Source organism: Janthinobacterium sp. SUN137 (genome assembly GCF_030587265.1).
GTDB classification, from domain to species: Bacteria; Pseudomonadota; Gammaproteobacteria; order Burkholderiales; family Burkholderiaceae_D; genus Janthinobacterium; species Janthinobacterium kumbetense.
The window spans coordinates 141020-164142 of sequence record NZ_JAPWHZ010000002.1 but is presented as its reverse complement, the minus strand read 5'-3'; the positions used below and the strand labels follow the sequence as shown (position 1 = coordinate 164142).

27 protein-coding genes and 2 tRNA genes are annotated in these 23123 nt (G+C 60.4%); 9 read left to right on the top strand and 20 right to left on the bottom strand.

From position 1 onward, the window contains the following. Positions 1–23: 23 nt before the first annotated feature. On the top strand, positions 24–833 hold the full coding sequence (locus O3298_RS08815) for a Crp/Fnr family transcriptional regulator (RefSeq protein WP_034783188.1): 810 nt from the start codon (positions 24–26) through the stop codon (positions 831–833). 77 nt (positions 834–910) lie between these two features. Here the strand turns inward: O3298_RS08815 and O3298_RS08810 are convergent, their stop codons facing one another. From O3298_RS08810 to O3298_RS08755, 12 genes are all read right to left on the bottom strand, one after another. Next, a complete protein-coding gene (locus O3298_RS08810) occupies positions 911–2332 on the bottom strand; it encodes a CHASE3 domain-containing protein (protein WP_305059047.1) in 1422 nt (473 codons plus the stop codon). A gap of 144 nt (positions 2333–2476) precedes the next feature. After that, positions 2477–3109 carry a response regulator transcription factor gene (locus tag O3298_RS08805; RefSeq protein ID WP_034783185.1) on the bottom strand — a complete coding sequence of 211 codons (633 nt, stop codon included), beginning with the start codon at positions 3107–3109 and terminating at the stop codon, positions 2477–2479. 210 nt (positions 3110–3319) lie between these two features. After that, positions 3320–3724 carry a MerR family transcriptional regulator gene (locus O3298_RS08800; protein ID WP_099667408.1) on the bottom strand — a complete coding sequence of 135 codons (405 nt, stop codon included), beginning with the start codon at positions 3722–3724 and terminating at the stop codon, positions 3320–3322. A gap of 10 nt (positions 3725–3734) precedes the next feature. Continuing rightward, positions 3735–4082 carry an integration host factor subunit alpha gene (locus O3298_RS08795; RefSeq protein WP_010399205.1) on the bottom strand — a complete coding sequence of 116 codons (348 nt, stop codon included), beginning with the start codon at positions 4080–4082 and terminating at the stop codon, positions 3735–3737. A gap of 170 nt (positions 4083–4252) precedes the next feature. Then, entirely contained in the window at positions 4253–6679 is a 2427-nt protein-coding gene (gene pheT / locus O3298_RS08790; RefSeq protein ID WP_305059046.1) for a phenylalanine--tRNA ligase subunit beta, read from the bottom strand. Positions 6680–6757: 78 nt separating this feature from the next. Then, positions 6758–7774 carry a phenylalanine--tRNA ligase subunit alpha gene (gene pheS / locus O3298_RS08785; protein ID WP_305059045.1) on the bottom strand — a complete coding sequence of 339 codons (1017 nt, stop codon included), beginning with the start codon at positions 7772–7774 and terminating at the stop codon, positions 6758–6760. A 147-nt stretch (positions 7775–7921) separates the two neighbouring features. After that, complete coding sequence (gene rplT, locus O3298_RS08780; protein ID WP_010399214.1) at positions 7922–8281, bottom strand: 50S ribosomal protein L20; 360 nt, start codon at positions 8279–8281, stop codon at positions 7922–7924. 26 nt (positions 8282–8307) lie between these two features. Further along, positions 8308–8505: a 50S ribosomal protein L35 gene (gene rpmI / locus O3298_RS08775; protein ID WP_038493025.1), complete on the bottom strand. Its 198-nt coding sequence runs from the start codon at positions 8503–8505 to the stop codon at positions 8308–8310. A 227-nt stretch (positions 8506–8732) separates the two neighbouring features. Then, positions 8733–9293 carry a translation initiation factor IF-3 gene (infC, locus tag O3298_RS08770; RefSeq protein ID WP_205711303.1) on the bottom strand — a complete coding sequence of 187 codons (561 nt, stop codon included), beginning with the start codon at positions 9291–9293 and terminating at the stop codon, positions 8733–8735. A 12-nt stretch (positions 9294–9305) separates the two neighbouring features. Next, the gene (thrS, locus tag O3298_RS08765) at positions 9306–11213 is read right to left on the bottom strand and encodes a threonine--tRNA ligase (RefSeq protein ID WP_102294334.1); all 1908 of its coding nucleotides are present in this window, start codon (positions 11211–11213) and stop codon (positions 9306–9308) included. 210 nt (positions 11214–11423) lie between these two features. Beyond that, positions 11424–11500, bottom strand: a tRNA-Val gene (locus O3298_RS08760). Positions 11501–11589: 89 nt separating this feature from the next. Beyond that, a tRNA-Val gene (locus O3298_RS08755) sits at positions 11590–11666 on the bottom strand. A gap of 137 nt (positions 11667–11803) precedes the next feature. On the opposite strand from O3298_RS08755, the gene O3298_RS08750 reads away from it, so the two are divergent. Continuing rightward, positions 11804–12268 carry a hypothetical protein gene (locus O3298_RS08750; protein ID WP_289910581.1) on the top strand — a complete coding sequence of 155 codons (465 nt, stop codon included), beginning with the start codon at positions 11804–11806 and terminating at the stop codon, positions 12266–12268. Positions 12269–12271: 3 nt separating this feature from the next. Here O3298_RS08750 and O3298_RS08745 read toward each other — a convergent pair whose 3' ends face one another. Continuing rightward, on the bottom strand, positions 12272–13384 hold the full coding sequence (locus O3298_RS08745; RefSeq protein WP_305059044.1) for an acyltransferase: 1113 nt from the start codon (positions 13382–13384) through the stop codon (positions 12272–12274). 150 nt (positions 13385–13534) lie between these two features. Between O3298_RS08745 and O3298_RS08740 the strand changes: the two genes are divergently transcribed. Beyond that, positions 13535–14497: a succinylglutamate desuccinylase/aspartoacylase family protein gene (locus tag O3298_RS08740; RefSeq protein ID WP_369811517.1), complete on the top strand. Its 963-nt coding sequence runs from the start codon at positions 13535–13537 to the stop codon at positions 14495–14497. 161 nt (positions 14498–14658) lie between these two features. On the opposite strand, the gene O3298_RS08735 is transcribed toward O3298_RS08740, so the two are convergent. After that, on the bottom strand, positions 14659–14988 hold the full coding sequence (locus tag O3298_RS08735) for an SMR family transporter (RefSeq protein WP_305059857.1): 330 nt from the start codon (positions 14986–14988) through the stop codon (positions 14659–14661). Positions 14989–15011: 23 nt separating this feature from the next. Further along, positions 15012–15332, bottom strand: coding sequence for a quaternary ammonium compound efflux SMR transporter SugE (gene sugE / locus O3298_RS08730; protein WP_034783172.1), 321 nt, complete (start codon positions 15330–15332; stop codon positions 15012–15014). 208 nt (positions 15333–15540) lie between these two features. Between sugE and O3298_RS08725 the strand changes: the two genes are divergently transcribed. The 5 genes from O3298_RS08725 (at position 15541) to O3298_RS08705 (ending at position 19451) form a co-directional block, all read left to right on the top strand. Next, positions 15541–15903 (top strand): DUF1304 domain-containing protein, encoded by a 363-nt coding sequence (locus tag O3298_RS08725; RefSeq protein ID WP_077406232.1) that lies wholly within the window; start codon positions 15541–15543, stop codon positions 15901–15903. Between the two features lie 158 nt (positions 15904–16061). Next, entirely contained in the window at positions 16062–16637 is a 576-nt protein-coding gene (locus tag O3298_RS08720; RefSeq protein ID WP_305059043.1) for a hypothetical protein, read from the top strand. 73 nt (positions 16638–16710) lie between these two features. Further along, positions 16711–17883, top strand: coding sequence for a helix-turn-helix transcriptional regulator (locus tag O3298_RS08715; RefSeq protein WP_305059042.1), 1173 nt, complete (start codon positions 16711–16713; stop codon positions 17881–17883). 138 nt (positions 17884–18021) lie between these two features. Continuing rightward, positions 18022–18318 (top strand): helix-turn-helix transcriptional regulator, encoded by a 297-nt coding sequence (locus O3298_RS08710; RefSeq protein WP_305059041.1) that lies wholly within the window; start codon positions 18022–18024, stop codon positions 18316–18318. A gap of 68 nt (positions 18319–18386) precedes the next feature. Next, entirely contained in the window at positions 18387–19451 is a 1065-nt protein-coding gene (locus O3298_RS08705; RefSeq protein WP_099667401.1) for an alkene reductase, read from the top strand. A 163-nt stretch (positions 19452–19614) separates the two neighbouring features. Here the strand turns inward: O3298_RS08705 and O3298_RS08700 are convergent, their stop codons facing one another. Continuing rightward, positions 19615–19836, bottom strand: a complete 222-nt coding sequence (locus O3298_RS08700) for a hypothetical protein (RefSeq protein ID WP_077406246.1) — start codon at positions 19834–19836, stop codon at positions 19615–19617. A gap of 249 nt (positions 19837–20085) precedes the next feature. Here O3298_RS08700 and O3298_RS08695 point away from each other — a divergent pair, with 249 nt between their 5' ends. After that, entirely contained in the window at positions 20086–20697 is a 612-nt protein-coding gene (locus O3298_RS08695) for a 1-acyl-sn-glycerol-3-phosphate acyltransferase (protein ID WP_305059040.1), read from the top strand. Here O3298_RS08695 and O3298_RS08690 read toward each other — a convergent pair. From O3298_RS08690 to ureE, 4 genes are read right to left on the bottom strand one after another with little or no spacing between them, the layout of a single operon-like run. Further along, complete coding sequence (locus tag O3298_RS08690) at positions 20694–21254, bottom strand: HupE/UreJ family protein (RefSeq protein WP_305059039.1); 561 nt, start codon at positions 21252–21254, stop codon at positions 20694–20696. The genes O3298_RS08695 and O3298_RS08690 overlap by 4 nt on opposite strands. Then, on the bottom strand, positions 21251–21889 hold the full coding sequence (gene ureG, locus O3298_RS08685; RefSeq protein WP_251348200.1) for an urease accessory protein UreG: 639 nt from the start codon (positions 21887–21889) through the stop codon (positions 21251–21253). Before ureG ends, O3298_RS08690 begins: the two co-directional genes overlap by 4 nt. 23 nt (positions 21890–21912) lie before the next feature. After that, the gene (locus O3298_RS08680; RefSeq protein WP_305059038.1) at positions 21913–22593 is read right to left on the bottom strand and encodes an urease accessory protein UreF; all 681 of its coding nucleotides are present in this window, start codon (positions 22591–22593) and stop codon (positions 21913–21915) included. Continuing rightward, the gene (ureE, locus tag O3298_RS08675) at positions 22593–23117 is read right to left on the bottom strand and encodes an urease accessory protein UreE (RefSeq protein ID WP_305059037.1); all 525 of its coding nucleotides are present in this window, start codon (positions 23115–23117) and stop codon (positions 22593–22595) included. The genes O3298_RS08680 and ureE overlap by 1 nt, the downstream gene beginning before the upstream one ends. Positions 23118–23123 lie beyond the last annotated feature (6 nt).

Here is a 23123-nt window from a genome sequence, read left to right as displayed (position 1 = left end):
GTAAAAAGCCTGTGAGGAATACTATGAGCCATACTCAACTTATCGCCCCGGTCCAGAAGAACCAGTTGCTGCCGCGCGCCATGCCGGCGGCCGGTCGGGAAATCAAGCTTGCGTCGCGGGTTAGCCTCAGCAGTGCCCAACAGAATGAATTGCTGGCCGCCCTGCCGCGCGCCGCGCTCGAATCGCTGTTCGAAGACCTGGAACTGGTGGAACTGCCTTTCGGCAAGGAATTGTATGCCTACGGCAATAACCTGGAATACAGCTACTTCCCCACCACCGCCATCATTTCCTTGCTGTATGTCATGGAAGACGGCGCGACGACGGAAATCGCCGTCGTCGGCCATGAAGGCGTGGCCGGTGCCTCGCTGCTGGCAGGCGAGCGCGCCATGTGCACGGCCGTCGTGCAAAGTGCCGGCTACGGCTACCGCCTGAAAACGCAAAGCTTGCGCGACGCCTTCAACCAGGGCGGCGCCCTGCCCCAGTTGCTGATGCGCTACACCAACGCCCTGTTTGCGCAAATGGCGCAGAACGCCGTCGGCGGCCGTCACAGCTCGATCGAGCAAAAGCTGTGCCGCTGGCTGCTGGACCGCCTGGACCGTTCGCCATCGAACGAATTGAAGGTGACGCAAGAGTTGATTTCGATCATGCTGGGCGTGCGCCGCGAAAGCATCACGGCCGCCGCCGGCAAGCTGCAGGAAGAAGGCTTGATCCACTATCGTCGCGGCAATATCACGGTGCTGGACCGCGCCGGCCTGGAATGCTATGCGGGCGAATGCTACAAGGTGGCCAAGACGGAATACGACCGCTTGCTGCGCGACGTATCACGCTGCTGATCCGCTGCTGATCAGGCAAGACAGATAAAAAAATGGCCGGGCTGCATGCCCGGCCATTTTTCTTGCATCAACGTCCATTACGCTTCGGCATCCGCATCGATGTCTTCCGGCTCCGGCGTCAGCGGCAGCGGCAGCGGAATCACGGCTTCCACACACGTGCCCTTGCCTTCCGGCCCCTGGCGCACGGTGAGTGTGCCACCCAGCAACAAGGCCCGCTCGCGCATGCCCAGCAAGCCGTGCGACATGGGTTTTTGCAGCGCATCTTCCGTGATGCCGATACCGTCGTCGATCACGCGCAACACCAGGCCGTGCTCATTGCGCTTCAAGGTCACGCTGACCATGCCGGCGCGCGCATATTTCAGGATATTGGTCAGCGATTCCTGCACGATACGGAACAGGGCAATCGTCAGGGTGGCTTCGCGGTTGTCGATATTGATGGCCACGTCCGTTTCGCAGCGCACGGAACTCATGCGCGCAAAATCCTCGCAATAACTTTCGATGGCGGCGCACAGGCCCAGATTGTCCAGCAGGCTGGGGCGCAGGTCTTCGACGATGCGGCGCTTCAATTCCACCGTTTCCAGCAAGGTGGCCTTGGCGCGGCGCAATTGTGCGGCCAGTTCCGGCTGCGTGTGCGCCAGTTGCTGCGTGACGGCGCCCAGGTCCATGCTGATCGACGTCAGGTTGGCGCCCAGCTCATCGTGCAATTCGCGCGCCAGGCGCGCCTTTTCCACTTCATTGACACTGATCAAATGGCGCGACAGCACGGATAACTGCTCCGTACGCTTGCTGACCGTCGATTCCAGGGTGTCGTTGGCATTTTGCAGCGCATACTCGACGGCCGCGCGATTCTGGAAACTGCGCCGCACCAGCTGGTAAAACATGATCAGCACGAGAATGGCCAGGGCATTGATGCCGATGCCGAGCAGCACGGCTTTCTGGTACTCATGGTAAAAGGCGGCGCTGCCGGACGACAACGCTTCATTCTGTTCGCGCGTCATGATCACCACTTGCAGGCGGATCTCGTCCATGGTGGCGCGGTCATCGGTCACGCGGGAAATGTTGACGATCTCGGCCAGCCCGCCCTGCTTGTAGACATCGATCGACTGTTGCAACATCGACATCTTGCGACGGATCAAGCTTTTCAGCTGGCCCAGGTTTTTCAGCTGGGTAGGACTACCCGCGAGCAAGGTTTGCAGCTCGTTGAATTCGTTTTCGATTTCCGTGGTCGCCGTCTTCGACGGCCCCAGATAGGTTTCGGAGCCGGAAATGAAGTAGCCGCGCAAGCTGCTTTCCGCATCGAGCACGAGCACGTTCAAATACTGCAGGCGGTCCGCCACGCGGGCGCTCTGGCTGAGCAAGGCGTTCGTGCCCTTCAGCGACTGCAGATTATGATAGAGACTGAAACCATTGAGTACAAGCAGCAAGGCGCAAGTCACGCACAGGATCGTCTTGTAGAGGGGCAGGCGGTGATTCGGGGCCGGTTCAGCGGTGAAATACATCCTGATGTGCATCCTTAGCAAGGTTCGGCGCGGGAAAAAGCGCCGGCGCCGGCCAATTATAGTCCTCGCCACAAACTGCTGCACTGCACAAGTCGTGCCGGCTGGCTGGCTGAGCGATCATGTTTCCATGATCGCACCGCAGCGCTAGTCAAGCAAATTGTTTTTCATTGCGTAATAGGTCAAGTCGCTGTTGGATTGCAAGCCCATTTTTTCCATGATGCGCGTACGGTAAGTACTCACCGTCTTGATGCTCAGCGACAAGGCGACACCGATATCGGACACGGTGGCGCCGCGCGCCAGGCGCAGGAAGACCTGGAATTCGCGGTCCGACAATTCCGTGTGCAAAGCGGCATTCGTATCGCGGTCGAACGATTGCGCCAGCAATTCGCCGACGGTGGAGCTGACATAGCGGCGCCCCTGGAACACGGTGCGCACGGCCGTCATCAGCTCGTCGGCTTCGCATTCCTTGTTCAGATAGCCATTCGCGCCCATCTTGAACAGGTTCAACGCGTATTGCTGCGCGGGATAGCCGCTGAGTATCAGCACGGGCAATTCCGGCTGGCCCTGGCGGATCGTGCGCAGGGTATCGATGCCGCTCTGATCGGGCATGGCTATATCGAGCAGCAATACATCGCAAATTTCGCGGCGGGCGATATCGAGCGCTTCGCGCCCCGTACCGGCTTCCGCCACCACACTGAAATCGCTCGACGACGAAAAAATCTGTTTGAATCCAGCTCGTACTATTTGGTGATCATCACAAATGGCAACGCGTATCATTGTTTCCCCTTAAATTTTCCTGGCCTGGGAAAGACTACCGGAACCTGAACGCTGCTCCGGTTCAGCGTCACTAACAAAAACGCAACATTAACATTATATTCAAAATATGGCGCGCCGTACGGTAGCGTCAGCGCCAAGGCCGAGCGCCCATGCAGTATAGTCAACTTAGTCAACTGCTACCGGACAACCCCACCTATATTGGTACAAATCTTATTTTAGCAAGTTTAAAATCGCAATTAATTCATTGCGTATCCACACGCGGTCCAGCGGCGCTTCCTGCGGCGCGACGGGCACGGCCGGCAGCACTGGCAGCTCGTCGGCGATGGCATGCGAAGCGCCACGACTGTCGAGCTTGTTGCGGGCACCGCTGATGGTAAAGCCCTGCTCGTACAGCAATTCGCGGATGCGGCGTATCAACAGCACCTCATGGTGCTGATAATAACGGCGGTTGCCACGTCGTTTGACCGGCTTGAGCTGGGAAAACTCCTGCTCCCAGTAGCGCAATACATGCGGTTTGACGCCGCACAATTCGCTCACCTCGCCGATCGTGAAATAGCGTTTCGCCGGAATGGGCGGCAAGGCGATCAACTCGGTTTTACTGATGCGCTCGTTCATCGCCACTCACTCAGGCAGCACGTGCCAGCGGACTGGTCTCTTCGACCATGCTTTTCAGCTTCTGGCTCGCATGGAAGGTCACGACGCGGCGCGCCGTGATGGGAATCTCTTCGCCCGTCTTCGGATTGCGGCCCGGCCGCTGCGGCTTGTCGCGCAACTGGAAATTGCCGAAACCGGACAGCTTGACGGCCTCGCCCCGTTCGAGCGCATTGCGGATCTCGTCGAAAAAGGTCTCGACCATATCCTTCGCTTCGCGCTTGTTCAGGCCCACTTGCTCGAACAACAGTTCGGCCAGTTCCGCCTTGGTCAAGGTGGGTAAATCTTTTTCCGCTTCCTGGCGCACTTTGGCAACCAGCATGGCCCGATGCAGATCTGCGGCCAGTGCGGACTGCAGTACGGCGGAATCAACGTCGCTGTTATTAATTTTCCTGCCCTGCCTTTTCTGTGCGCCCGAGCCCGCCACATGGCAAGCTCGTCTACGGTTGACGACGGAAAGGCCGTCACGCAAGGCGACGGCCAGTCCGGTAATTACGAACGCAGTTTCGCGTCGTGGCCCTGCTTGGCCGCATCGACCAGGACAGCCATCAGGCCATCGACGACATCGTCTTGCAGGGTGTTTTGAGTATCTTGCAAGCTAATCCGGAAAGCAAGGCTTTTTTCATCCGCTTCCAGACCTTTTCCACGATATTCATCAAATAAAACAATGGCTTGCACGATACGCGCTGCCGGGCTCGACTTGGCGGCGGCGTGGAAGCTGTCGAGCAGATCCTGCACGGCCACCGATTGCTTGACGACCACGGCCAGGTCGCGGCTGGCGCCAGGGAATTTCGAGATTTCCTGGTACACGGGCACGACTCGTTGCGTCAGCGCAGCGGCGTCGACTTCGAACAGCACAGGCGCCAGCGGCAAGTCATACTTTTGCATCCAGCGCGGGTGCAATTCGCCGATGAAACCGATGACCTTGCCATCGAGCTCCACGTTGGCCGAACGGCCCGGATGCAGGGCAGGATGCTCCGCCTTGCTGAAACGCAAGACCAGCGGCGCAAACAGCGCTTCCAGGTCCGCCTTCACGTCGAAGAAGTCGACCGTGCGCGCAGCCTGGCCCCATTGCTCGTCGGCCACCGCGCCGTAGGCCATGGCCGCCACGCGCTTCGGCTGTGCGTAACCGGCCACCGACAGGGGACCGTTTTCCACGCTGTCGTCGCGCTGGTAGATGGCGCCCACTTCGAAGATGCGCACGCGGTTCGTCTTGCGGTTCAGGTTATAACGCACATTGGCGATCAGGCTGCCAATCAGCGAGGAGCGCATCACGCTCATCTGGCTGGCGATCGGGTTCTGCAATTTGATCGGATTCGTGTTGCCCGAGAAATCGCGCTCCCATGCCGTATCGACAAAGCTCATGTTAACCACTTCCTGGAAGCCCAGGTCGGCCAGCTCATGACGTACCGCAAACAAGGAGCGGGTATTTTCTGGTGCAATCTGCATCACGTTCGCTGCCACGGGCGGCAAGGTCGGGATGTTTTCAAAGCCGTACACGCGCGCCACTTCCTCGATCAAGTCTTCCTCGATCTCGATGTCGAAACGGTAGCTGGGCGAGGTCACGGAAAACACGCCGTCCGCCAGGGTGAATGGCAGGGCCAGGCGCGTGAAGATATCGGCGATCAGCTCATCGGTGAGCGGCACGCCGATGACTTTTTGCGCGCGCGCCGTGCGCATCGACACAGGCTGGCGTTGCGGCAAGTTCACCACGTGGTCGTCGACGGGGCCGACGGTCGTGGCCGGCGTGCCACAGATTTCCACGATCAGGGCCGTGATGCGCTCGATGTGCTCGACGGTGGTGGCGAAATCGACGCCGCGCTCGAAGCGGTGCGCCGCATCGGTCGAGAAATTCAAGCGGCGGGCGCGGCCTTGAATGGCGTTCGGCCACCAGAAAGCCGCTTCCAGGTAAATGCTGTCCGTATCGTCCGATACGGAGCTAGCGTCGCCGCCCATGATGCCGGCCAAGGATTCGATTTCCTGCTCATCGGCAATGACGCCGAGCCACTCGTCGACGGCGATGGTGTTGCCATTCAACAGCTTGACGGATTCGCCCACCTTGCCCCAACGCACGTCGAGGCTGCCGTGGATCTTTGCCAGGTCAAACACGTGGCTGGGACGGCCCAGTTCCAGCATGACATAGTTGGAAATGTCGACCAAGGCCGACAGCGGACGCTGGCCGCTGCGCTCGAGGCGCTGCTTCATCCAGTCCGGCGTGGCGGCACGGGCGTTCAAGCCGCGGATGACGCGGCCCGTGAAACGGCCGCACAGGTCCGGCGCGCTGACTTTCACTGGCAACACTTCATCGCTGGTGACAGGCACGGTGCGGAACTGCGGCGCATTCAGGGGCACGCCCGTCAAGGCCGACACTTCGCGCGCCACGCCCAGCACGGACAGGCAGTCCGCCTTGTTCGGCGTCAACTTGATGGTGAATTTCAAGTCGTTGAGCGCAAAGTAATCGCGGAAATTCTGGCCGATCGGCGCGTCGTCCGGCAATTCCAGCAAGCCGGCGTTTTCTTCCGACAATTTCAATTCGCGCGCGGAGCACAGCATGCCTTGCGACTCGACGCCGCGCAGCTGGCCTACCTTGATTTCAAACGGCTTGCCATCGGCGCCAGGCGGCAGCACGGCGCCGGCCATGGCGCACACGACTTTCAAGCCAGGGCGCACGTTCGGCGCGCCGCAAACGATGTTGAGCATGGTGCCCGTGCCGACGTCGACCTGGCACACATTCAGGCGGTCCGCGTTCGGATGTTTTTCCATCTCCAGGACCAGGCCCACCACCACGTTCGAGAACGGGGGCGCGACAGGATCGACGTCCTCGACTTCGAGACCGGACATGGTCAGCAGATGGGCCAGTTCGTCCGAAGTCATCTTCGGATCGACCATGGTACGGAGCCAGTTTTCGGAAAATTGCATAATCAAGCCTTCAAAGGGTCAAAGCTCACAGCGCGAGCGCACAGGCGCTCAAGCGCCATGAATCAAACGGAACAATGCTTAGTTGAACTGCTTCAGGAAACGCAAGTCGCCCTCATAGAACAGGCGCAGGTCGTTGATGCCGTAGCGCAACATCGTCAAGCGTTCCAGGCCGGAGCCGAAAGCAAAACCGATGAATTTCTCGGGATCGAGGCCGAAGTTCTTCACCACGGTCGGATGCACCTGGCCGGCGCCCGACACTTCCAGCCAGCGGCCTTTCAGCGGGCCCGAATCGAAGGCGATGTCGATCTCGGCCGACGGTTCCGTAAACGGGAAGTACGACGGGCGGAAGCGCACTTGCAAGTCGTCCGTCTCGAAGAATGCCTTGACGAAGTTCAGGTACACGCCCTTCAGGTCGGCAAAGCTGATGTCTTCGGCGATCCACAGGCCTTCGACCTGGTGGAACATCGGCGAATGGGTGGCGTCGCTGTCGACGCGGTAGGTGCGGCCCGGCGCGATGACCTTGATCGGCGGCGTGTGCGTGCGCGCATAGCGCACCTGCATCGGGCTCGTGTGCGTGCGCAGCAGCAAGGGCTTGCCATCGGTATCGTTGCCGTCGATGTAGAAAGTGTCTTGCATGGAACGGGCTGGATGGTTTTCCGGGCTGTTGAGCGCCGTGAAGTTGGTCCAGTCGTTCTCGATTTCGGGGCCGTCGGCCACGTCGAAACCGATGGAGCGGAAGATTTCCTCGACACGCTCCCACGTGCGCATCACGGGATGGATGCCGCCGGGCATGCGGCCACGGCCTGGCAGGGTCACGTCGATCGCTTCGGCGTTCAGGCGGCCTTGCATCTGGGCATCGGCCAGTGCATCACGGCGCGCCGTCAGCGCGTCCTCGATCTGCACTTTGACGGCGTTGATCAAGGCGCCTTGCGCCTTGCGCGCGTCCGGGTCCAGCTTGCCCAGGCCCTTCATCATTTCAGTAATCTGGCCAGTCTTGCCCAGGTAGCGGGCTTTGGCGTTTTCAAGTGCGGCAGCGTCTGCGGCGGCGATAAAGTCAGCCTGGGCCGAGACGACGAGTTCTTCTAGGGAGTTCATGCGGCATTTCCTGTTTTGGACATCAATTCTGGACTCAGTTATCTAAAATCCAACAATCAAAAACGGAAACGGGGCATAAGGTGTTAAAACCCCTGCCCCGCTCTTTATGACGTCACCCTACGGATGACGTTGTGCAATGACCGATGCTTACGCAGCGATTTTTGCTTTAACTGCGTTGACAATCGCAGCGAATGCTGGCTTGTCCATCACAGCCATATCGGCCAGGACTTTACGGTCCAGTTCGATATTTGCTTTTTTCAAGCCGTTCATGAATACGCTGTACGTTACGCCATGCTCACGGGAAGCGGCGTTGATACGGGCGATCCACAGGCGGCGGAAAACGCGCTTCTTGTTGCGGCGATCGCGGTAAGCGTATTGGCCAGCGCGCATAACTGCTTGCTTGGCAACACGGTATACACGGCTGCGGCGACCACGGTAGCCTTTAGCTTGAACAAGAATCTTCTTATGACGGGCACGAGCTGTAACCCCACGTTTTACTCTAGGCATAGTAACTCCTTAAATTGAGTGTGAGATTAAGCAGTCGGCATCATGCGCATGACGGATGTGACATCCGATGCGTTGATGTTACGGGTACCGCGCAACTGACGTTTGTTTTTGGTGGTTTTCTTGGTCAGGATGTGGCGTTTGAACGCGTGACCCGACTTGACTGTTCCACCTGGACGCACGCGAAAACGTTTTTTCGCGGAGCTTTTGGTCTTCATTTTAGGCATAGCAATCTGTCCTCTTACGGACAGCTCCATTTATAACAGGATTGCAGGTGGCAACACGACGCTGCGCTTAGATGCCTGCTTTCACATGTTGTGCAGCGGATGCGAGTCCACTACAGTTCACGCGGCCCGGACATTGCTGACCGGGCCGCGCAAATTCTGCCTGGGGTTTGACACCGCGCCAATGCCGGCGCGAGCAGTTTCCACCCACAGTAAAACGCTATTGTATCTTACTTCTTCTTCTTAGGCGAAAGAACCATGATCATTTGGCGGCCTTCCATCTTCGGGAACTGCTCGACCTGGCCGTACGGCTCCAGATCGGCTTTCAGACGTTCCAGCATGCGGAAGCCAATATCCTGATGCGCCATCTCACGACCGCGGAAACGCAAGGTGATCTTGGTTTTATCGCCATCTTCGAGGAACTTGATGAGATTACGCAACTTGATATTGTAGTCACCATCATCAGTCCCCGGACGGAATTTGACTTCCTTCACGAGGATGATCTTTTGCTTCAATTTGGCTTCGTGAGCTTTCTTTTGCTCCGAATACTTAAATTTGCCGTAGTCCATCAAACGGCACACCGGTGGCTGCGCGGTAGGCGCAATTTCCACCAGGTCGACGTTTGCCTCTTCCGCCAGGCGGAAGGCTTCAGCCAAACTTACGATACCGAGTGGCTCGTTATCGACCCCGCTTAAACGCATTTCAGGGGCAGTGATTTCGCCATTGATGCGATGTGACTTGTCAGTAGCTATTGTAATTTCCTTTAAAAATCTTGTAAGACGGTCGTGCAGCGAGTTTCCTCGTCAGGCCTTGGTGTCGACTTCATGTTTGAGTCGCTCAATCAGGGCATCGACGGACATGACGCCCAGATCGACATTGCCCCGCGCCCGCACGGCCACTGTATTCGCATCCCGCTCTTTGTCGCCAATCACTAAGATGTAAGGCAATTTTTGTACGGAATGTTCACGTATTTTATAGGTAATCTTCTCGTTACGCAAATCAGCCTGTACGCGCAGCCCCGCTTTGCGCAGTTTTGTTGTTACTTCTTGTACATAATCAGCTTGAGCGTCGGAAATATTCAACACCGACACTTGCACTGGCGACAACCACAGCGGCATGGCGCCCGCATAGTGTTCGATCAGGATGCCGATGAAACGTTCCAGCGAACCGACGATCGCGCGGTGCAGCATGATGGGCACCTGGCGCGTGTTATCCACGGCCACATATTCGGCGCCCAGGCGACCCGGCATCGACGGATCGATCTGCACGGTGCCCACTTGCCATGCGCGGCCCAGGCTGTCTTTCAGGTGGTATTCGATCTTCGGACCATAGAATGCACCCTCGCCCGGCAATTCCGTCCACTCCACGCCGCAGGCGCGCAGGGCCGAACGCAGGGATTCCTCGGCGAAATCCCACGACTCTTCCGTACCGATGCGGTTATCCGGGCGCAGCGCCAGTTTCACGTCGATATTCGTAAAGCCGAAAGCCGTGTACACATCCATCGCCTGCTGGTGGAACGCCGTCACTTCTCCGGCGATCTGCTCTTCCAGGCAGAAAATGTGGCCATCGTCCTGCGTAAAGCCGCGCACGCGCATCATGCCGTGCAAGGCGCCCGACGGTTCGTTGCGGTGGCATTGGCCGAATTCGCCGTAGCGCAATGGCAAGTCGCGGTAGCTGCGCATGCCATTGTTGAAAATCTGGATATGGCCAGGGCAATTCATCGGTTTCAGCGCATAGGCGCGGTTTTCCGATTCCGTGATGAACATGTTTTCACGGTAATTATCCCAGTGACCGGTTTTTTCCCACAGGCCACGGTCGAGGATTTGCGGCGCCTTGACTTCCTGGTAACCGTTGACCTGGTACACATTGCGCATGTATTGCTCGACTTGCTGCCAGATCGACCAGCCCTTCGGGTGCCAGAAGATCAGGCCTGGCGCTTCTTCCTGGAAATGGAAGAAATCGAGCTGTTTACCCAGCTTGCGGTGGTCGCGCTTTTCCGCCTCTTCCAGGTTGTGCAGATACAGTTCCTGATCCTCCTTCTTGGCCCAGGCCGTGCCGTAGATACGCTGCAGCATCTCGTTTTTCGAGTCGCCGCGCCAGTAGGCGCCGGCCAGCTTCATCAGCTTGAAGACTTTCAGCTTGCCCGTCGATGGCACGTGGGGGCCGCGGCACAAGTCCGTGAACTTGCCTTCGGAATACAGCGACACTTCCTGGTCGGCCGGGATCGAACCAATCAATTCAGCCTTGTAGGCTTCGCCGATGCCCTTGAAGTATTCGATGGCTTCGTCGCGCGCGACAACCTTGCGCGTGACTTGCTCATCCTTCTTGGCCAGTTCCGCCATTTTCTTTTCGATCGCGACCAGGTCTTCCGGCGTGAACGGGCGCTTGTAGGCGAAGTCATAGTAAAAACCGTTATCGATCACGGGACCGATGGTCACTTGCGCTTCCGGGAACAATTCCTTGACGGCATACGCCAGCAAGTGGGCCGTCGAGTGGCGGATCACTTCCAGGCCATCGGCGTCCTTGTCCGTCACAATCGCCAGTTCCGCATCTTGCTCGATCAGATAGGAAGTATCGACCAGCTTGCCATCGACCTTGCCGGCCAGGGCAGCCTTGGCCAGGCCGGTACCAATATTGGCCGCAACCTGGGCCACGGTGACCGGGCCGTCAAATTGACGGGCGGAACCATCGGGAAGTCGGATTGTAAGCATATTGATCTCCATATCGGCGCTGGCGCCAGGTAAAACTGCAATGTGATGGGTAAATAACTGAAAGGAAAACGCAGACGCAAAAAAACGCGGACTAGCCGCGTTTTTCACTTTCTTGAGACAAAGGAAACCCGTTCGACTAGCGTCACTCCCAAAGCTTGGTAGTAGTTCGCGGTGTCATAACCGGTTTTACCTTTCTCTCTAACTGCATTCTGGTGGGCGGTGAGGAATTCGAATCCCCGACCCCTTGGATGTCGACCAAGTATTCTAACCAGCTGAACTAACCGCCCGTAAAACTTTTGTTGATCATTGTATTTCAAATGACCGCTTGCGGCTTGCGCCAGCTTAAAACTCTTGAAAACTGCTTACTACTAAATTCTGGTGGGCGGTGAGGAATTCGAATCCCCGACCCCTTGGATGTCGACCAAGTATTCTAACCAGCTGAACTAACCGCCCCGAAGACCAGCATTATAGAGAGGCTTTCCCAGAATGACAAGGGCTCTTTTACAGGAAACTTTAATCATTTCTCGGGGCGTCAGCCCCCTTTATATAGAGAGGGCCCGGCGCACGCGGAATGCCGCTAGAATCGCGGCATGAACTCCACCCTATTCGCCTGGCTGAAAACCCTGAGCCGCATCTGCGGTTTTGAAACGGCCGACTCTTTCCCGCCCGGCCACCCATATGCGCGCACGCGCTGGGAAGCCGCGTATTTCGATATCGCCTCCGACGTAAAACCCGACGAGATGGAACGGCGCCTCTGCGCAGCCATCGCCAACACGCCGAGCGTCTTCGCCTACATCACCAATCCCACGCCGCGCATGCAGCGCGCGCTGCTGAACGTGATCCACGACCGGCTGCGGCGCCAGCCCGGCGCGGGCGCCACGGACCTGGTCTTGTTATTGATCAATGCCTACGCCAGCGAGCACATCATGGAAGCCGTGCCTGGCCTGCGCGCCCTGATCTTCAACACTGCACATGAAGAGACGAACCTGCGCGTGCATGCCATCCTGGAACTGCTGGTGGGCACGCCGCGGGGACTGGACGTGATCGACATGTAATCGTCACGCGTGATTGGCAGGCACATAGCGCGCCCGCAATCGCATGAACGGCGTTTCCACCAATCTATATAAGAGCCAGCCCGTGACGATGCTGACAGCGATACTGACCAGTATTGCGGTGAGGCCATCCGGCCCGTGGCCAAAGTCTTGCAACAAGGGCCGCAGCAGAATGCACAGCTGCTTGTGCAGCAGGTAGATCGCATACGACCACAGGGCCAGGCTGGCCGCGCCCGGCACGCGCAATTGATACAAAGCACTGGCAGGACTCAGCGCGGCGATCAGCAATAAGGTAAAACTGGCGGCCAGGGCCGGATAGCCGAACACCGTCACCCAATAACCATAGTGATCGGCGACGAACACGTAAAACATCAGCGCCGTGCCAAAGATTCCCGCCAGCAAGGTGCGATTGCCATAAGACGTCAGGCGCAGCCAGGCGCCAGGGTGGTAGTTTTTCAGCAGCGCCAGCGCCACGCCCGCCACCAGCTCGTCGAAACGGCACCACGACGCGTAATAAATGTATTTGTAATAGCCGAGGCCGCCTCGCGGCACGTGCACGTATTCATCCCACAGATAAGCACGCAGCAGCATGCCGACGATAAAGCTGGCGGCCACGGCCACCCACGCCCACAGCAGGGACTTGCGGCAAGCCGCGATCGCCAGCGCCACGGCCGGCAGCAGCACGTAGAACTGCTCTTCCACGCACAAGGACCACGCATGGGAAAACGCCGTGCCCGGCGTCAGATTGATGTTTTGCGTAAACGTCAGGAATTTCCACAGGGGAAGTAGCGCGCTATCGCCGCGAAACGCGGGCCACAAATAATACAGGGCCAGCACGGCATAGAAACTGGGCAAGGTGCGCAGGAAGCGCCGCGCATAGAAGTGCGGCAAGGAAAAGCCTTGCTCGCTGCGCAAGGCCGCAAAGATCTGGTTGCCGATCAGGTAGCCGCTGAGGGCAAAGAACAGGTCCACGCCCGTCCAGCCGATTTCTCCCCAGAAACCAAACGCCCCGCCCTCGCTGACGAACAACGAATAATGGTTCATGAAGACCAGCACGATGGCCAGCGCGCGCAAGGTGTCGAGGCCGTACAGGCGGGAAGGATGGGACGTACTGGTCATGGAATCGGCAAGGGAAAACAACATTGGCGCCGATCATGCCATGCCGGGATGGGCGATGGGTACATTCCTGGCGACATTTTTACGGGTGCCTGCCGCGAATCCCGCTAAAATATGCCGACCCCGCTTTCCCTTCCCTGATACCAATAGGATATGTCCAGCATGAGCAGCGCACTCCACTTCAAGTCCATCAACTACACGGGCCAGGGCAGCGGCCCGCGCCTGATCGTCACCGGCGCCGTGCACGGCAATGAAACCTGCGGCACCAAGGGCATCCACCGCGTGATGGCTGAACTCGACAGCGGCGCCCTGTCCATCGTGGCCGGCAGCGTCACGTTCGTGCCCATCACCAACCCGCTCGCTTACGCCAAGGGCGTGCGCAGCGGCGACCGCAACCTGAACCGCAACCTGTTCCCGAACGACAATCCGCAAGATTTCGAAGACCGCATCGCCAATTGGCTGTGTCCGCTGCTGGGCCAGCATGACGTGCTGCTCGACTTGCACTCGTTCAATGCCGACAGCCAACCCTTCGTCATGGTGGGACCGCGCAACAACGACGGCCCGCTGCAACCTTTTAAACATGAAGAAAAGGAACGCGCGCTGGCGCGCCGCCTGGGCGTGCGCCGCTTCGTCGACGGCTGGCTGCATGCGTATGGCCAGGGCGTGCAGCGCCGCCTGGGCAATAGCGACCAGGTAGGCCTGGTCTTGCGCTACGGCGTGGGCACGACGGAATACATGCGCTCGACGGGCGGTTACGCCCTCACCCTGGAATGCGGCCAGCATGCGGACCCGGCCGCGCCGGATGTCGCTTACCGCGCCATCATGAACACCTTGGCTTTCCTCGGTTTCATTGACGCGCCGCAACCGGAAGCCATCGCCGACGCCGACATGGAAGCGCTGAACATGGTCGTCGTGCACGACAAGCTGCATGCAAGCGACCGTTTCATCAAGACCTGGTCCAGCTTTGACAAGGTCAAACAGGGCGAGCAGATCGGCGTGCGCGCGGACGGCACGCCCGTGACGGCCGAATTCGACGCCTATATCCTGTTCCCGGACGTCAATGCGGCAGCCAATGCGGAGTGGTATTACCTGGCGCGGGTTGCCAGCAGCTTTTGATTAGAGCCTATTCCAGTAGGGAGCGTCATCTGCTGGTAGTTCATCAGGAGCGCGGACAAGGCGTGAGGAGGACGCGTGGCGAGCCACGCGACGACGATCAACGCAGTCCCCGCTTCTGAGGGGCGCCAGCAGGGGATGTATTCATCTACTGGGATAGGCTCTTAGTGCCCGACCGACTTGGAGAACAAGTTAATGACGAGCACGCCGGCAATGATCAGCCCCAGGCCGATCAGGGCCGGCGTGTCCAGGCTTTGCTTGAACCAGAACCAGCCGACGGCGGAAATGAGCACGATGCCCACGCCCGACCAGATTGCGTACACGATGCCGGTGGGAATGACCTTCAAGGTCAGGGACAGGCACCAGAAAGCGATGCTGTAGCCAAGCACGGTGATGACGCTGGGCCACGAGCGGCTGAAGCCCTCGGACGCCTTCAAGGCGCTGGTGGCGATCACTTCGGCGATGATGGCGATGGCAAGGTAGAAATATGTCATGGCGAGGCTCATGCTGGCGTCCTTTATTGGGGGCTGAGCAATTTCAAGCCCAGGATGCCCGACACGATCAGGGCGATGCAGGCGATACGCGCGGCGCTGGCCGGCTCGCCCAGCACCATGATGCCGAAGATGGCCGTGCCGACGGTGCCAATGCCCGTCCAGATGGCGTACGCAGTGCCCAGCGGCAAGGTGCGCAAGGCCAGGCCCAGCATCACCACGCTGCCCAGCATGGAAATAGCCGTCAGCACGGATGGCACGAGGCGGGTAAAGCCGGCACTGTATTTGAGGCCGATGGCCCAGCCGATTTCCAGCAAACCAGCCAATACCAAAATAATCCACGCCATCGTACTCTCCTGAGGCGGCAGGGTCGTCCCCGCCATGCAGCCCCGTCATCGAGCGGGGTCGTCCCCACAGGAGCAAAAGGAAAAGTATACCATCGGGTGAAAAGGCTTGCCGCCAGCACATTTTTCTAGTGCGGCCGCTCCAATCGAAAGTTGCCAAAAAACATGCTGATGGCCGCATAATTGCCGCATCCATTCACTCTCGGGAACAATGATGCTACTTCTGGCCCAAATCCTTACCGCCCTCATCCTGCTGCTGCACGTGTATATCGTGCTGCTGGAAACCGTGCTGTTCGATGCGCGTGGACGCAAGGTGTTTGGCCTGTCGAAGGAAAAAGCGGAGATCGTGCGTCCCGCCATGTCGAACCAGGGTTGCTACAACGGTTTTCTCGTCGCGGCGCTGGCGCTGGGCTTTTTTCACCCGGACGCGGCCATCGCCCATGCATTTACCGTGTTCGGCCTGGCGTGCATCGCCGTGGCCGGCGCATGGGGCGCGGCCACCGTCATGACGCGCATCCTCTACCTGCAGACGGTGCCTGCCGTCATCGCCTTGCTGCTGTTCCACTTCGCCTGATCCCCGCCGGGGCGGCCAGCCGGCCGCCCTACCCCACTCCGTGCCGCCGGCGCATACCCCAAATGGGTGATGTTTCCAAAAAACATGCCCGATACAATTCCTTGTAGCAAAGATACCACCAGACACATGGTGGCAAGTCACCGTCCACAGGGAAAATCATGCAAGCACATCCAACCACCTTTGCCGTCACTTTGCTCGGCTGCCTCATGCTGTCCGCCTGCGGTGGCGGCGGCAGCGCCGACAGCGGCTCGGGCGGCGGCTCCACCAGCGCCAGCGGCGGCACCTCGTCCACCTGCCAGTACAACAATCTGATCGGCGATACGGAACGCAAGCAGGCCAGCGCCTGCGGCATCCAGGTATCGGGCAACTACGCCCAGGCCGATTCCGGCTACGACAGCGTGATCGCCGCCTGCAAGCAGGGCGAAAAGGCCAAGGCGGATACCTACTACAGCGGCACGTACCAGAAAATGGTCGACTACGCGCGCTCCGTGAGCAAGGAACTCGGCTGCGGGCAAAACAACGGCACCACCTTGCCCAACAACACCGTGGCCAGCAACTACAATTTCTGTGTCAAAAGCACCACCGTCAATGGTAAGCTCAGCTATGAAGGCGCTTGCTACGGCCCCGTCAAATCCGGCGAAGGGGGCTGCGGCAGCGGTTATAACTATGTGAGCCAGTACGCCAGCCTCAGCACGTGCACTTCCGGCGGAAAAAGCTGGCTGGAATCGCGCTAGGGAAGCCGGGCGGCCGCTGCCAAGGCCGCCCGCGCCATGCCTTGTCCACCGCTTGCCGCCATGAGGATCGCCAATGACGCCATCGCTCGCTGTCGCCAGCCAGGCACTGATTACCCTGATCTATGAAGCGGCCACACAACATATCCAATGGCAAGATTTCCTTGCCGCCTTTGCACGCCAGCTGAAATCGCACGCGGGTTTGATCTGGGCCAATGATTTCAGCAACCGCTCGGTCGACGTCCAGCTGCCTGGCAGCGGCCTGTCCGCCACCTATGGCTTCGAAACAGATGCCATGGCCAGCTTTGCCAGCTATTACGGCGCGCGCAATGTCTGGCTGGAAGACGCCACCCTGCACCACGAAGGTGCCGTCGTCACCGGCTCCATGCTGTTTCCCGACCATTGCCTGAAGAAAACCGAATACTGGACGGACTGGCTGCGCCCGCAAGACATCTTTTATACGGCGGCGGCCATCGTCGAATTGCGCGCCGAGCGCTCCACCAACGTCACCGTGGTGCGCCGCGAACGGGCGGGCGCCTACGAGGCGGGCGAGCTGGCGCTGATCCGCAGCCTGATGCCGCATTTGCAGGCGGCCTTTGCCCTGCAGCGCAAGCTGCGCCGGCTGGAAGTGCTGTCCCGGAGTTCCACCCAGGTGCTGGAATTGCTGCCGTTTGGCGTGCTGCTGCTCGACGCCACGTCGCAATTGCTGTACGCCAACGAGCGGGCGCTGGCCATGACGGCTGCGACGCGGCTGCTGCAGTTGCGTGAAGGCGCCCCCCTGTATTGCCCGCGAGAAGCGGACAACGGCGCGCTGCGGCGCATGCTGCATGAGGCGGCGCAAACGGGCACGACGGCGGCAGGCGGCCCCGGCGGCGTGCTCAACCTGAGCGGCTTGACGGGAGAACAGCTGCGCCTGCGCGTCACGCCCCTGCCCTCCTGGCACAGTCCTTTCGGCTCGGCCAGCGCCATCGCCGTCTTTCTCAGCGACAGCAGCGACCTGATCACCTCCCTGGCCGCCACCCTGCGCAATTTCTATGGCATGACGGTGGCCGAGGCGCGCCTGACGGAAGCGCTCGTCAATGGCTATTCCCTGCAGGAATACGCCGAACGCCAGCGCATTTCCATCCACACGGCGCGCACGCAGATCAAGAGCGCCACCGCCAAGGCCGGCGCCCAGCGCCAGGTGGACCTGGTGCGCATCGTGTTGACGGGCCCGGCCGTGCTGCAGCGCAATCCCCTTCCCGCCTGAATCCGTTCAAAAACGCGCGCCGCCAGCACGCTTTTCATTTATATCGTAAGATATATATCGTAAAACAGCGATATTAGAATTGAACAACTACGATATATACATCGTTGAAAAGCGAATTGTATGTTCAGGAGAAACAATATGGATATCGACGCCATCCACAAGGCGCTGGCCAATCCGGTGCGCCGGCAGATTTTGCAATGGCTCAAGGAGCCGGAACAGCATTTCCAGGAGCAGGACCACCCGCTGCACCTGGGCGTGTGCGCCGGCCTGATCGACCGCCGCCTGAACCTGTCGCAATCGACGGTCTCGGCGCACCTGGCCAGCTTGCAAAAGGCGGGCCTGATTTCCGCAACCAAGGTGGGCCAATGGAGTTTCTTCAGCCGCAACGAAGCCACCATCCAGGCCTTTCTCAATCACATGCAGCAAGGTTTGTAAGCACAGCTTTCATCTCGATCACTCTGTCTCAACGCCGCTCGAGCGGCCCCAACAAGGAAATGATAATCATGGCAACTTTATTCGACCCCATCACCATTGGCAGTCTGCAACTGAAAAACCGCATCATCATGGCGCCGCTGACGCGTTCGCGCGCCGGCAATCCGGGCCGCGTGCCCAATGCCCTGATGGCCGAGTACTACACGCAGCGCGCCTCGGCCGGCATGATCATCTCGGAAGCGACGGCCGTCACGCCGCAGGGCGTGGGCTACGCCGACACGCCGGGCATCTGGTCCGAGGAACAGGTGGAAGGCTGGAAACACATCACCCGGGCCGTGCATGACGCTGGCGGCCTGATCGTGCTGCAGCTGTGGCATGTGGGCCGCATTTCCGCCCCAGTCTTCCTCGATGGCGACTTGCCCGTGGCGCCCAGCGCCGTCAAGCCGGCCGGCCACGTCAGCCTGGTACGTCCGAAACAGGAATTCGTCACGCCGCGCGCGCTCGATACGGAAGAAATTCCCGGCATCGTGGCAGCCTACCGCCTGGGCGCCGAAAATGCGAAAAAAGCGGGTTTCGATGGCGTGGAAATCCATGGCGCCAATGGTTATTTGCTCGACCAGTTCCTGCAAGACAGCACCAACTTGCGCACCGACAACTACGGCGGTTCGATTGAAAACCGCGCCCGTTTGATGCTGGAAGTCACGGACGCGTGCATCGAAGTCTGGGGCGCCGACAAGGTGGGCATGCACCTGGCGCCGCGCCGCGACGCGCACGACATGGGCGACTCGGACCCGCGCGCCACCTTCGGCTACGTGGCACGCGAGCTGGGCAAGCGCGGCATCGCTTTCATCTGCGCCCGCGAAGCGCTGGGCGAAGACCGCCTGGGCCCGTATCTGAAGCAGGAGTTCGGCGGCGTGTACATCGCCAACGAGAAAATGGACAAGGCGGCGGCCGAAGCCCTGCTGGCCAAGGGCGAAGCCGATGCCGTCGCCTTTGGCCTGTGGTTCATCGCCAACCCCGACCTGCCCACCCGCCTGCACAGCGACGCGCCCTTGAATCCGCTGAACCCGGACACCCTGTACGCGCCGGACGCTGCCGGCTACACGGACTACCCGGCGCTGGCGGCACAAGCCTGAACGGCAAGCTGAGCGGCACCCTGAAAGCCCCCTGAGCGGCACTGCGCAGCCCATTCCCCCTGGCGGCGGACGCGACGATACCAACGCACTGACTGCGTGACGATCGCCGCGTCCGCCGCTTTTTTCGCTTCTTTATTGACGCCGCCGCGCCGTTCCCTCACCTTCAGCGCCATCGGCGCCGTGCCGGCCGGGCCGGGCGACGCGCCTGCACGCTGCTGAAGACGCGGCGTATTACCTCGACCGGTACCGCGTGCTCGCGCAAATACGCTGTCGCCACCGTCCGCCCCAGTGCGTGGTGAAAAGCAACGCCCCGCTCGACGAGCTCGGCCATCACTTTGTCCGTTCGCACATTCTCCCCATTCACCTCGTCGATGCTGTTTTTCATGCCATGGCTCCCTGTCGGGTGGATCAACACTGCATGAAGTTTTGACCACATTGTGCGCATTTAGTGCCCGACACGCAGGTCAAGCATCGTTAAAATAGCAGCAGCAGCGGCCCCGACACCGCATGAATAGCGGCCTCGGCTGCTTGTCGCCATCGCCAGCCCCGTATAGAATGCCTGCGCAGAATTTTGCTTCAAGGAAAATGGCCACCAGCGCCATCCCATTAAGAACAGTGTCACTGAAGGGTATCAATGGACGATTTATTTGTACAAACGGGCGACTTGCCGACCTGGCACCAGCGTTGCGCGCTGCGCGTGCTGCACCTGTTTGGCTGGCGCATGCGCTTCCGTCCCCTGCCGGGGCCGCGCGGCATCGCCGTCGTCTACCCGCACACGTCCAACTGGGATTTCATGGTGGGCCTGTTTGGCAAATGGGCGCTGTCCTTGCCTTTCCGCTGGCTGGCCAAGGATTCCCTGTTCCGCGGCCCCATGGGCAAGGTGCTGCGCTACCTGGGCGGCGAACCCGTCGACCGCAGCACCACCAGCGGCACCATCGGCCGCCAGGCCGAGCGCATGCTGGCCGCCGACTGGTACTGGCTGGCCATCACGCCGGAAGCGACGCGCAGCTACCGTCCGAACTGGAAAAGCGGCTTTTATCACCTGGCCGTGGCTGCCAAGGTACCGCTATTGCTGGTGTACATCGACTACCCGAACAAGGTGCTGGGCGTCGTCGACCATTTATATTTGACGGGCGACAAGGATGCCGACATGGCCGCCATCGCCGCCGTGTATGCGGGCCACCAGGGCTTGCACCCGGAAAAGGCGGCGCCCATCGTGCTGTCGGAGCGCCGTCCCGGTTCTTAATTCAGTCCCATCAACACCACGCCGGCGGCCGTCAAGGCTACGCCGGCCACGCGCAACATGCGCTCGGCCAATACCTGGCCGAGGAAACGTCCCGCACCCAGCAAGACAGCCGAGGCCAGCATGAAGCCGCACGCGGCCGAGGCGGCCGGCAATTCCTGGCCATGCGCATTGCCATGCGCCAAGGCAAACACGCCCACCAGGCCCATGCCGAGCCAGTTCGGCAAGGCCAGCGCCAGCGCGATGGCCAGCCCCACCAGCGCCACCGTGGCGGCGATGCCCGTTTCCAGCCCCGGCACCGTCAATCCGACCATGCCGGCCAGCGCGCCCAGCAGCAGCATGCCGAGAAAAGTGGCGGGCTGTGCCAGGCCGCCGCGCTGCTGGCCGCCCCAGATACCCACGCCCAGCATGGCAAGCAAATGGTCGATGCCCGTGAATGGATGGGCGAAACCGGCCAGGAAGCCGGCGTTCTCGCCATGACCGGGATGGGCCATGGCAGGCAAGGCCAGCAGGCACAGCGCCGCCACGGTGGCCGTTTTCTTCATCAGTCTTGCGCTCATTGCAGCTCCTTGCCTGGTTGATCGAGCAAACCTTGCTCGCGGATAAAATCGATAACGACCTGCACGCCGTCGCCGCTGCGCAGGTTGGTAAACACGAAGGGACGCTCGCCGCGCATGCGCCTGGCGTCCTGCGCCATGATGTCCAGGTTGGCGCCCACGTAGGGCGCCAGATCCGTCTTGTTGATGATCAGCAAATCGGAACGCGTGATGCCGGGCCCGCCCTTGCGCGGGATCTTTTCGCCGCCAGCCACGTCGATCACGTAAATCGTCAAGTCCGACAGTTCCGGGCTGAAGGTGGCCGCCAGGTTATCGCCGCCCGATTCGACCAGGATCAAGTCGAGATTCGGAAAGTCTGCTTGCATGCGCGCGATGGCTTCCAGGTTGATCGACGCATCTTCGCGGATGGCCGTGTGCGGGCAGCCGCCCGTTTCCACACCCATCAGGCGCTCGGCCGGCAAGGCATCGGCGCGCAGCAGGATTTCCATGTCTTCCTTGGTATAGATGTCGTTCGTGATGACGGCCATGTCGTAGCGCTCGCGCATGCCCTTGCACAGCATTTCGCACAGGGCCGTCTTGCCCGAGCCGACGGGGCCGCCGATGCCGACGCGCAGGGGGTTTGAGGTAATCGATGTCATGTTGTAGTCTCTCGTGGTAGTGTTCAGGAGCGGTACAGCCGGCTGTACTGCACTTCGTGCCGCATCGACAGCAGCGACAGGCCAGGCGCCCAGTTGCCCATCTCGTCGTCTTGCAAGGTTTGCGCCGTGAAGGCCGCCGCTTCCAGGTCCGGCCGCAGCGACAGCAGCAATCGCTGGCCCGCCACCTGCCCCAGCGGCACGGATTTCACGCAGACAAGCACCTGGTTTTCCGCCCACGCGAACAGCATGGCCAGCAACGCTTCTTCGCGCGGAATGGCCAGCGCCGCCACGGCGCAGGCATACGCGGTGGGCAGGGCCACTTCGGGCTGGCCCTGCAGCATGTCGATCAAGACGCCGTCGGCCACGCCCAGTTCGGCCAGCAATTTGGTCAGCGAATATCCCATCTGGATGGTTTCGGCGCGAAATTCCGCCGTGTCGCGCGAAGCGATGAATCGCTCGCTCCAGCGCTGCACGGCGTGCAGATCCTGCGCTTCGAAGGCTTGCATCAAGCGCCAGCACAGGGGCGCCTCCCAGCGCGCCACCACCTGCGCCAGATGCTGGGCGATCCATTCGCGCGCCGTGGCCGCATCCGTCACCAGGTTTGACTCCAGCGCCGCTTCCAGCCCCTGCGAATAGCTGTAGGCGCCGATCGGCAAGGCCGGGCTGGCGAACTGCAGCAAATGCAGCAGGGCAGACGCCTGCATCAGACGGTGCCTGGCAGATCGCCGGGGCGGTGGATTTTCTGCCGCAGCGGCACGGGCGCCAGCAAATGCTGGCCATGGCCGTCGTGGTGGCCATGGCCGCCGCCATACGCGCCCGCCTCGGGCTCGAACGGCGCGCTTTCTTCCGTCACAGTCGCTTGCAAGCCTTCCAGCATCTCCTTGAGCACCACGTCCTTGCGGATGCGCAAAAAGCCGTCGCCCACCTGCGCCTGCGTGTGGCGGTTCCCCAGGTGGAAGGCGCAGCGCAGCAGGGTATGCGCATCCGCGCACTGCACCAGATAGGTCGGTTCGCGCGCGGCGACGATCTGCACCACCTGGCCATCCGGCCCCGTCATGCGTTCGCCGTCGCGCAGCACCGTGCCGCGCACGGTGAACACGGCGACATCCTCGCCATTCGACAGCACGGCGCGCAGCCGGCATTTTTCACGCTGGTCGTAGGGCAGCACCAGTTGGGCAACGGCGGCGCGATGATCGTCTGCCGTCAGTTTGGTATGCAAAGTGAGCATGCTTGT

What these genes read in the sequence shown, in the direction of transcription:
- O3298_RS08815 (WP_034783188.1), top strand. Translation starts at nt 24, where the DNA reads ATGAGCCATACTCAACTTATCGCCCCGGTCCAGAAGAACCAGTTGCTG.
- O3298_RS08810 (WP_305059047.1), bottom strand. Translation starts at nt 2,332, where the DNA reads ATGTATTTCACCGCTGAACCGGCCCCGAATCACCGCCTGCCCCTCTAC.
- O3298_RS08805 (WP_034783185.1), bottom strand. Translation starts at nt 3,109, where the DNA reads ATGATACGCGTTGCCATTTGTGATGATCACCAAATAGTACGAGCTGGA.
- O3298_RS08800 (WP_099667408.1), bottom strand. Translation starts at nt 3,724, where the DNA reads ATGAACGAGCGCATCAGTAAAACCGAGTTGATCGCCTTGCCGCCCATT.
- O3298_RS08795 (WP_010399205.1), bottom strand. Translation starts at nt 4,082, where the DNA reads ATGCTGGTTGCCAAAGTGCGCCAGGAAGCGGAAAAAGATTTACCCACC.
- pheT (WP_305059046.1), bottom strand. Translation starts at nt 6,679, where the DNA reads ATGCAATTTTCCGAAAACTGGCTCCGTACCATGGTCGATCCGAAGATG.
- pheS (WP_305059045.1), bottom strand. Translation starts at nt 7,774, where the DNA reads ATGAACTCCCTAGAAGAACTCGTCGTCTCGGCCCAGGCTGACTTTATC.
- rplT (WP_010399214.1), bottom strand. Translation starts at nt 8,281, where the DNA reads ATGCCTAGAGTAAAACGTGGGGTTACAGCTCGTGCCCGTCATAAGAAG.
- rpmI (WP_038493025.1), bottom strand. Translation starts at nt 8,505, where the DNA reads ATGCCTAAAATGAAGACCAAAAGCTCCGCGAAAAAACGTTTTCGCGTG.
- thrS (WP_102294334.1), bottom strand. Translation starts at nt 11,213, where the DNA reads ATGCTTACAATCCGACTTCCCGATGGTTCCGCCCGTCAATTTGACGGC.
- O3298_RS08750 (WP_289910581.1), top strand. Translation starts at nt 11,804, where the DNA reads ATGAACTCCACCCTATTCGCCTGGCTGAAAACCCTGAGCCGCATCTGC.
- O3298_RS08745 (WP_305059044.1), bottom strand. Translation starts at nt 13,384, where the DNA reads ATGACCAGTACGTCCCATCCTTCCCGCCTGTACGGCCTCGACACCTTG.
- O3298_RS08740 (WP_369811517.1), top strand. Translation starts at nt 13,535, where the DNA reads ATGTCCAGCATGAGCAGCGCACTCCACTTCAAGTCCATCAACTACACG.
- O3298_RS08735 (WP_305059857.1), bottom strand. Translation starts at nt 14,988, where the DNA reads ATGACATATTTCTACCTTGCCATCGCCATCATCGCCGAAGTGATCGCC.
- sugE (WP_034783172.1), bottom strand. Translation starts at nt 15,332, where the DNA reads ATGGCGTGGATTATTTTGGTATTGGCTGGTTTGCTGGAAATCGGCTGG.
- O3298_RS08725 (WP_077406232.1), top strand. Translation starts at nt 15,541, where the DNA reads ATGATGCTACTTCTGGCCCAAATCCTTACCGCCCTCATCCTGCTGCTG.
- O3298_RS08720 (WP_305059043.1), top strand. Translation starts at nt 16,062, where the DNA reads ATGCAAGCACATCCAACCACCTTTGCCGTCACTTTGCTCGGCTGCCTC.
- O3298_RS08715 (WP_305059042.1), top strand. Translation starts at nt 16,711, where the DNA reads ATGACGCCATCGCTCGCTGTCGCCAGCCAGGCACTGATTACCCTGATC.
- O3298_RS08710 (WP_305059041.1), top strand. Translation starts at nt 18,022, where the DNA reads ATGGATATCGACGCCATCCACAAGGCGCTGGCCAATCCGGTGCGCCGG.
- O3298_RS08705 (WP_099667401.1), top strand. Translation starts at nt 18,387, where the DNA reads ATGGCAACTTTATTCGACCCCATCACCATTGGCAGTCTGCAACTGAAA.
- O3298_RS08700 (WP_077406246.1), bottom strand. Translation starts at nt 19,836, where the DNA reads ATGAAAAACAGCATCGACGAGGTGAATGGGGAGAATGTGCGAACGGAC.
- O3298_RS08695 (WP_305059040.1), top strand. Translation starts at nt 20,086, where the DNA reads ATGGACGATTTATTTGTACAAACGGGCGACTTGCCGACCTGGCACCAG.
- O3298_RS08690 (WP_305059039.1), bottom strand. Translation starts at nt 21,254, where the DNA reads ATGAGCGCAAGACTGATGAAGAAAACGGCCACCGTGGCGGCGCTGTGC.
- ureG (WP_251348200.1), bottom strand. Translation starts at nt 21,889, where the DNA reads ATGACATCGATTACCTCAAACCCCCTGCGCGTCGGCATCGGCGGCCCC.
- O3298_RS08680 (WP_305059038.1), bottom strand. Translation starts at nt 22,593, where the DNA reads ATGCAGGCGTCTGCCCTGCTGCATTTGCTGCAGTTCGCCAGCCCGGCC.
- ureE (WP_305059037.1), bottom strand. Translation starts at nt 23,117, where the DNA reads ATGCTCACTTTGCATACCAAACTGACGGCAGACGATCATCGCGCCGCC.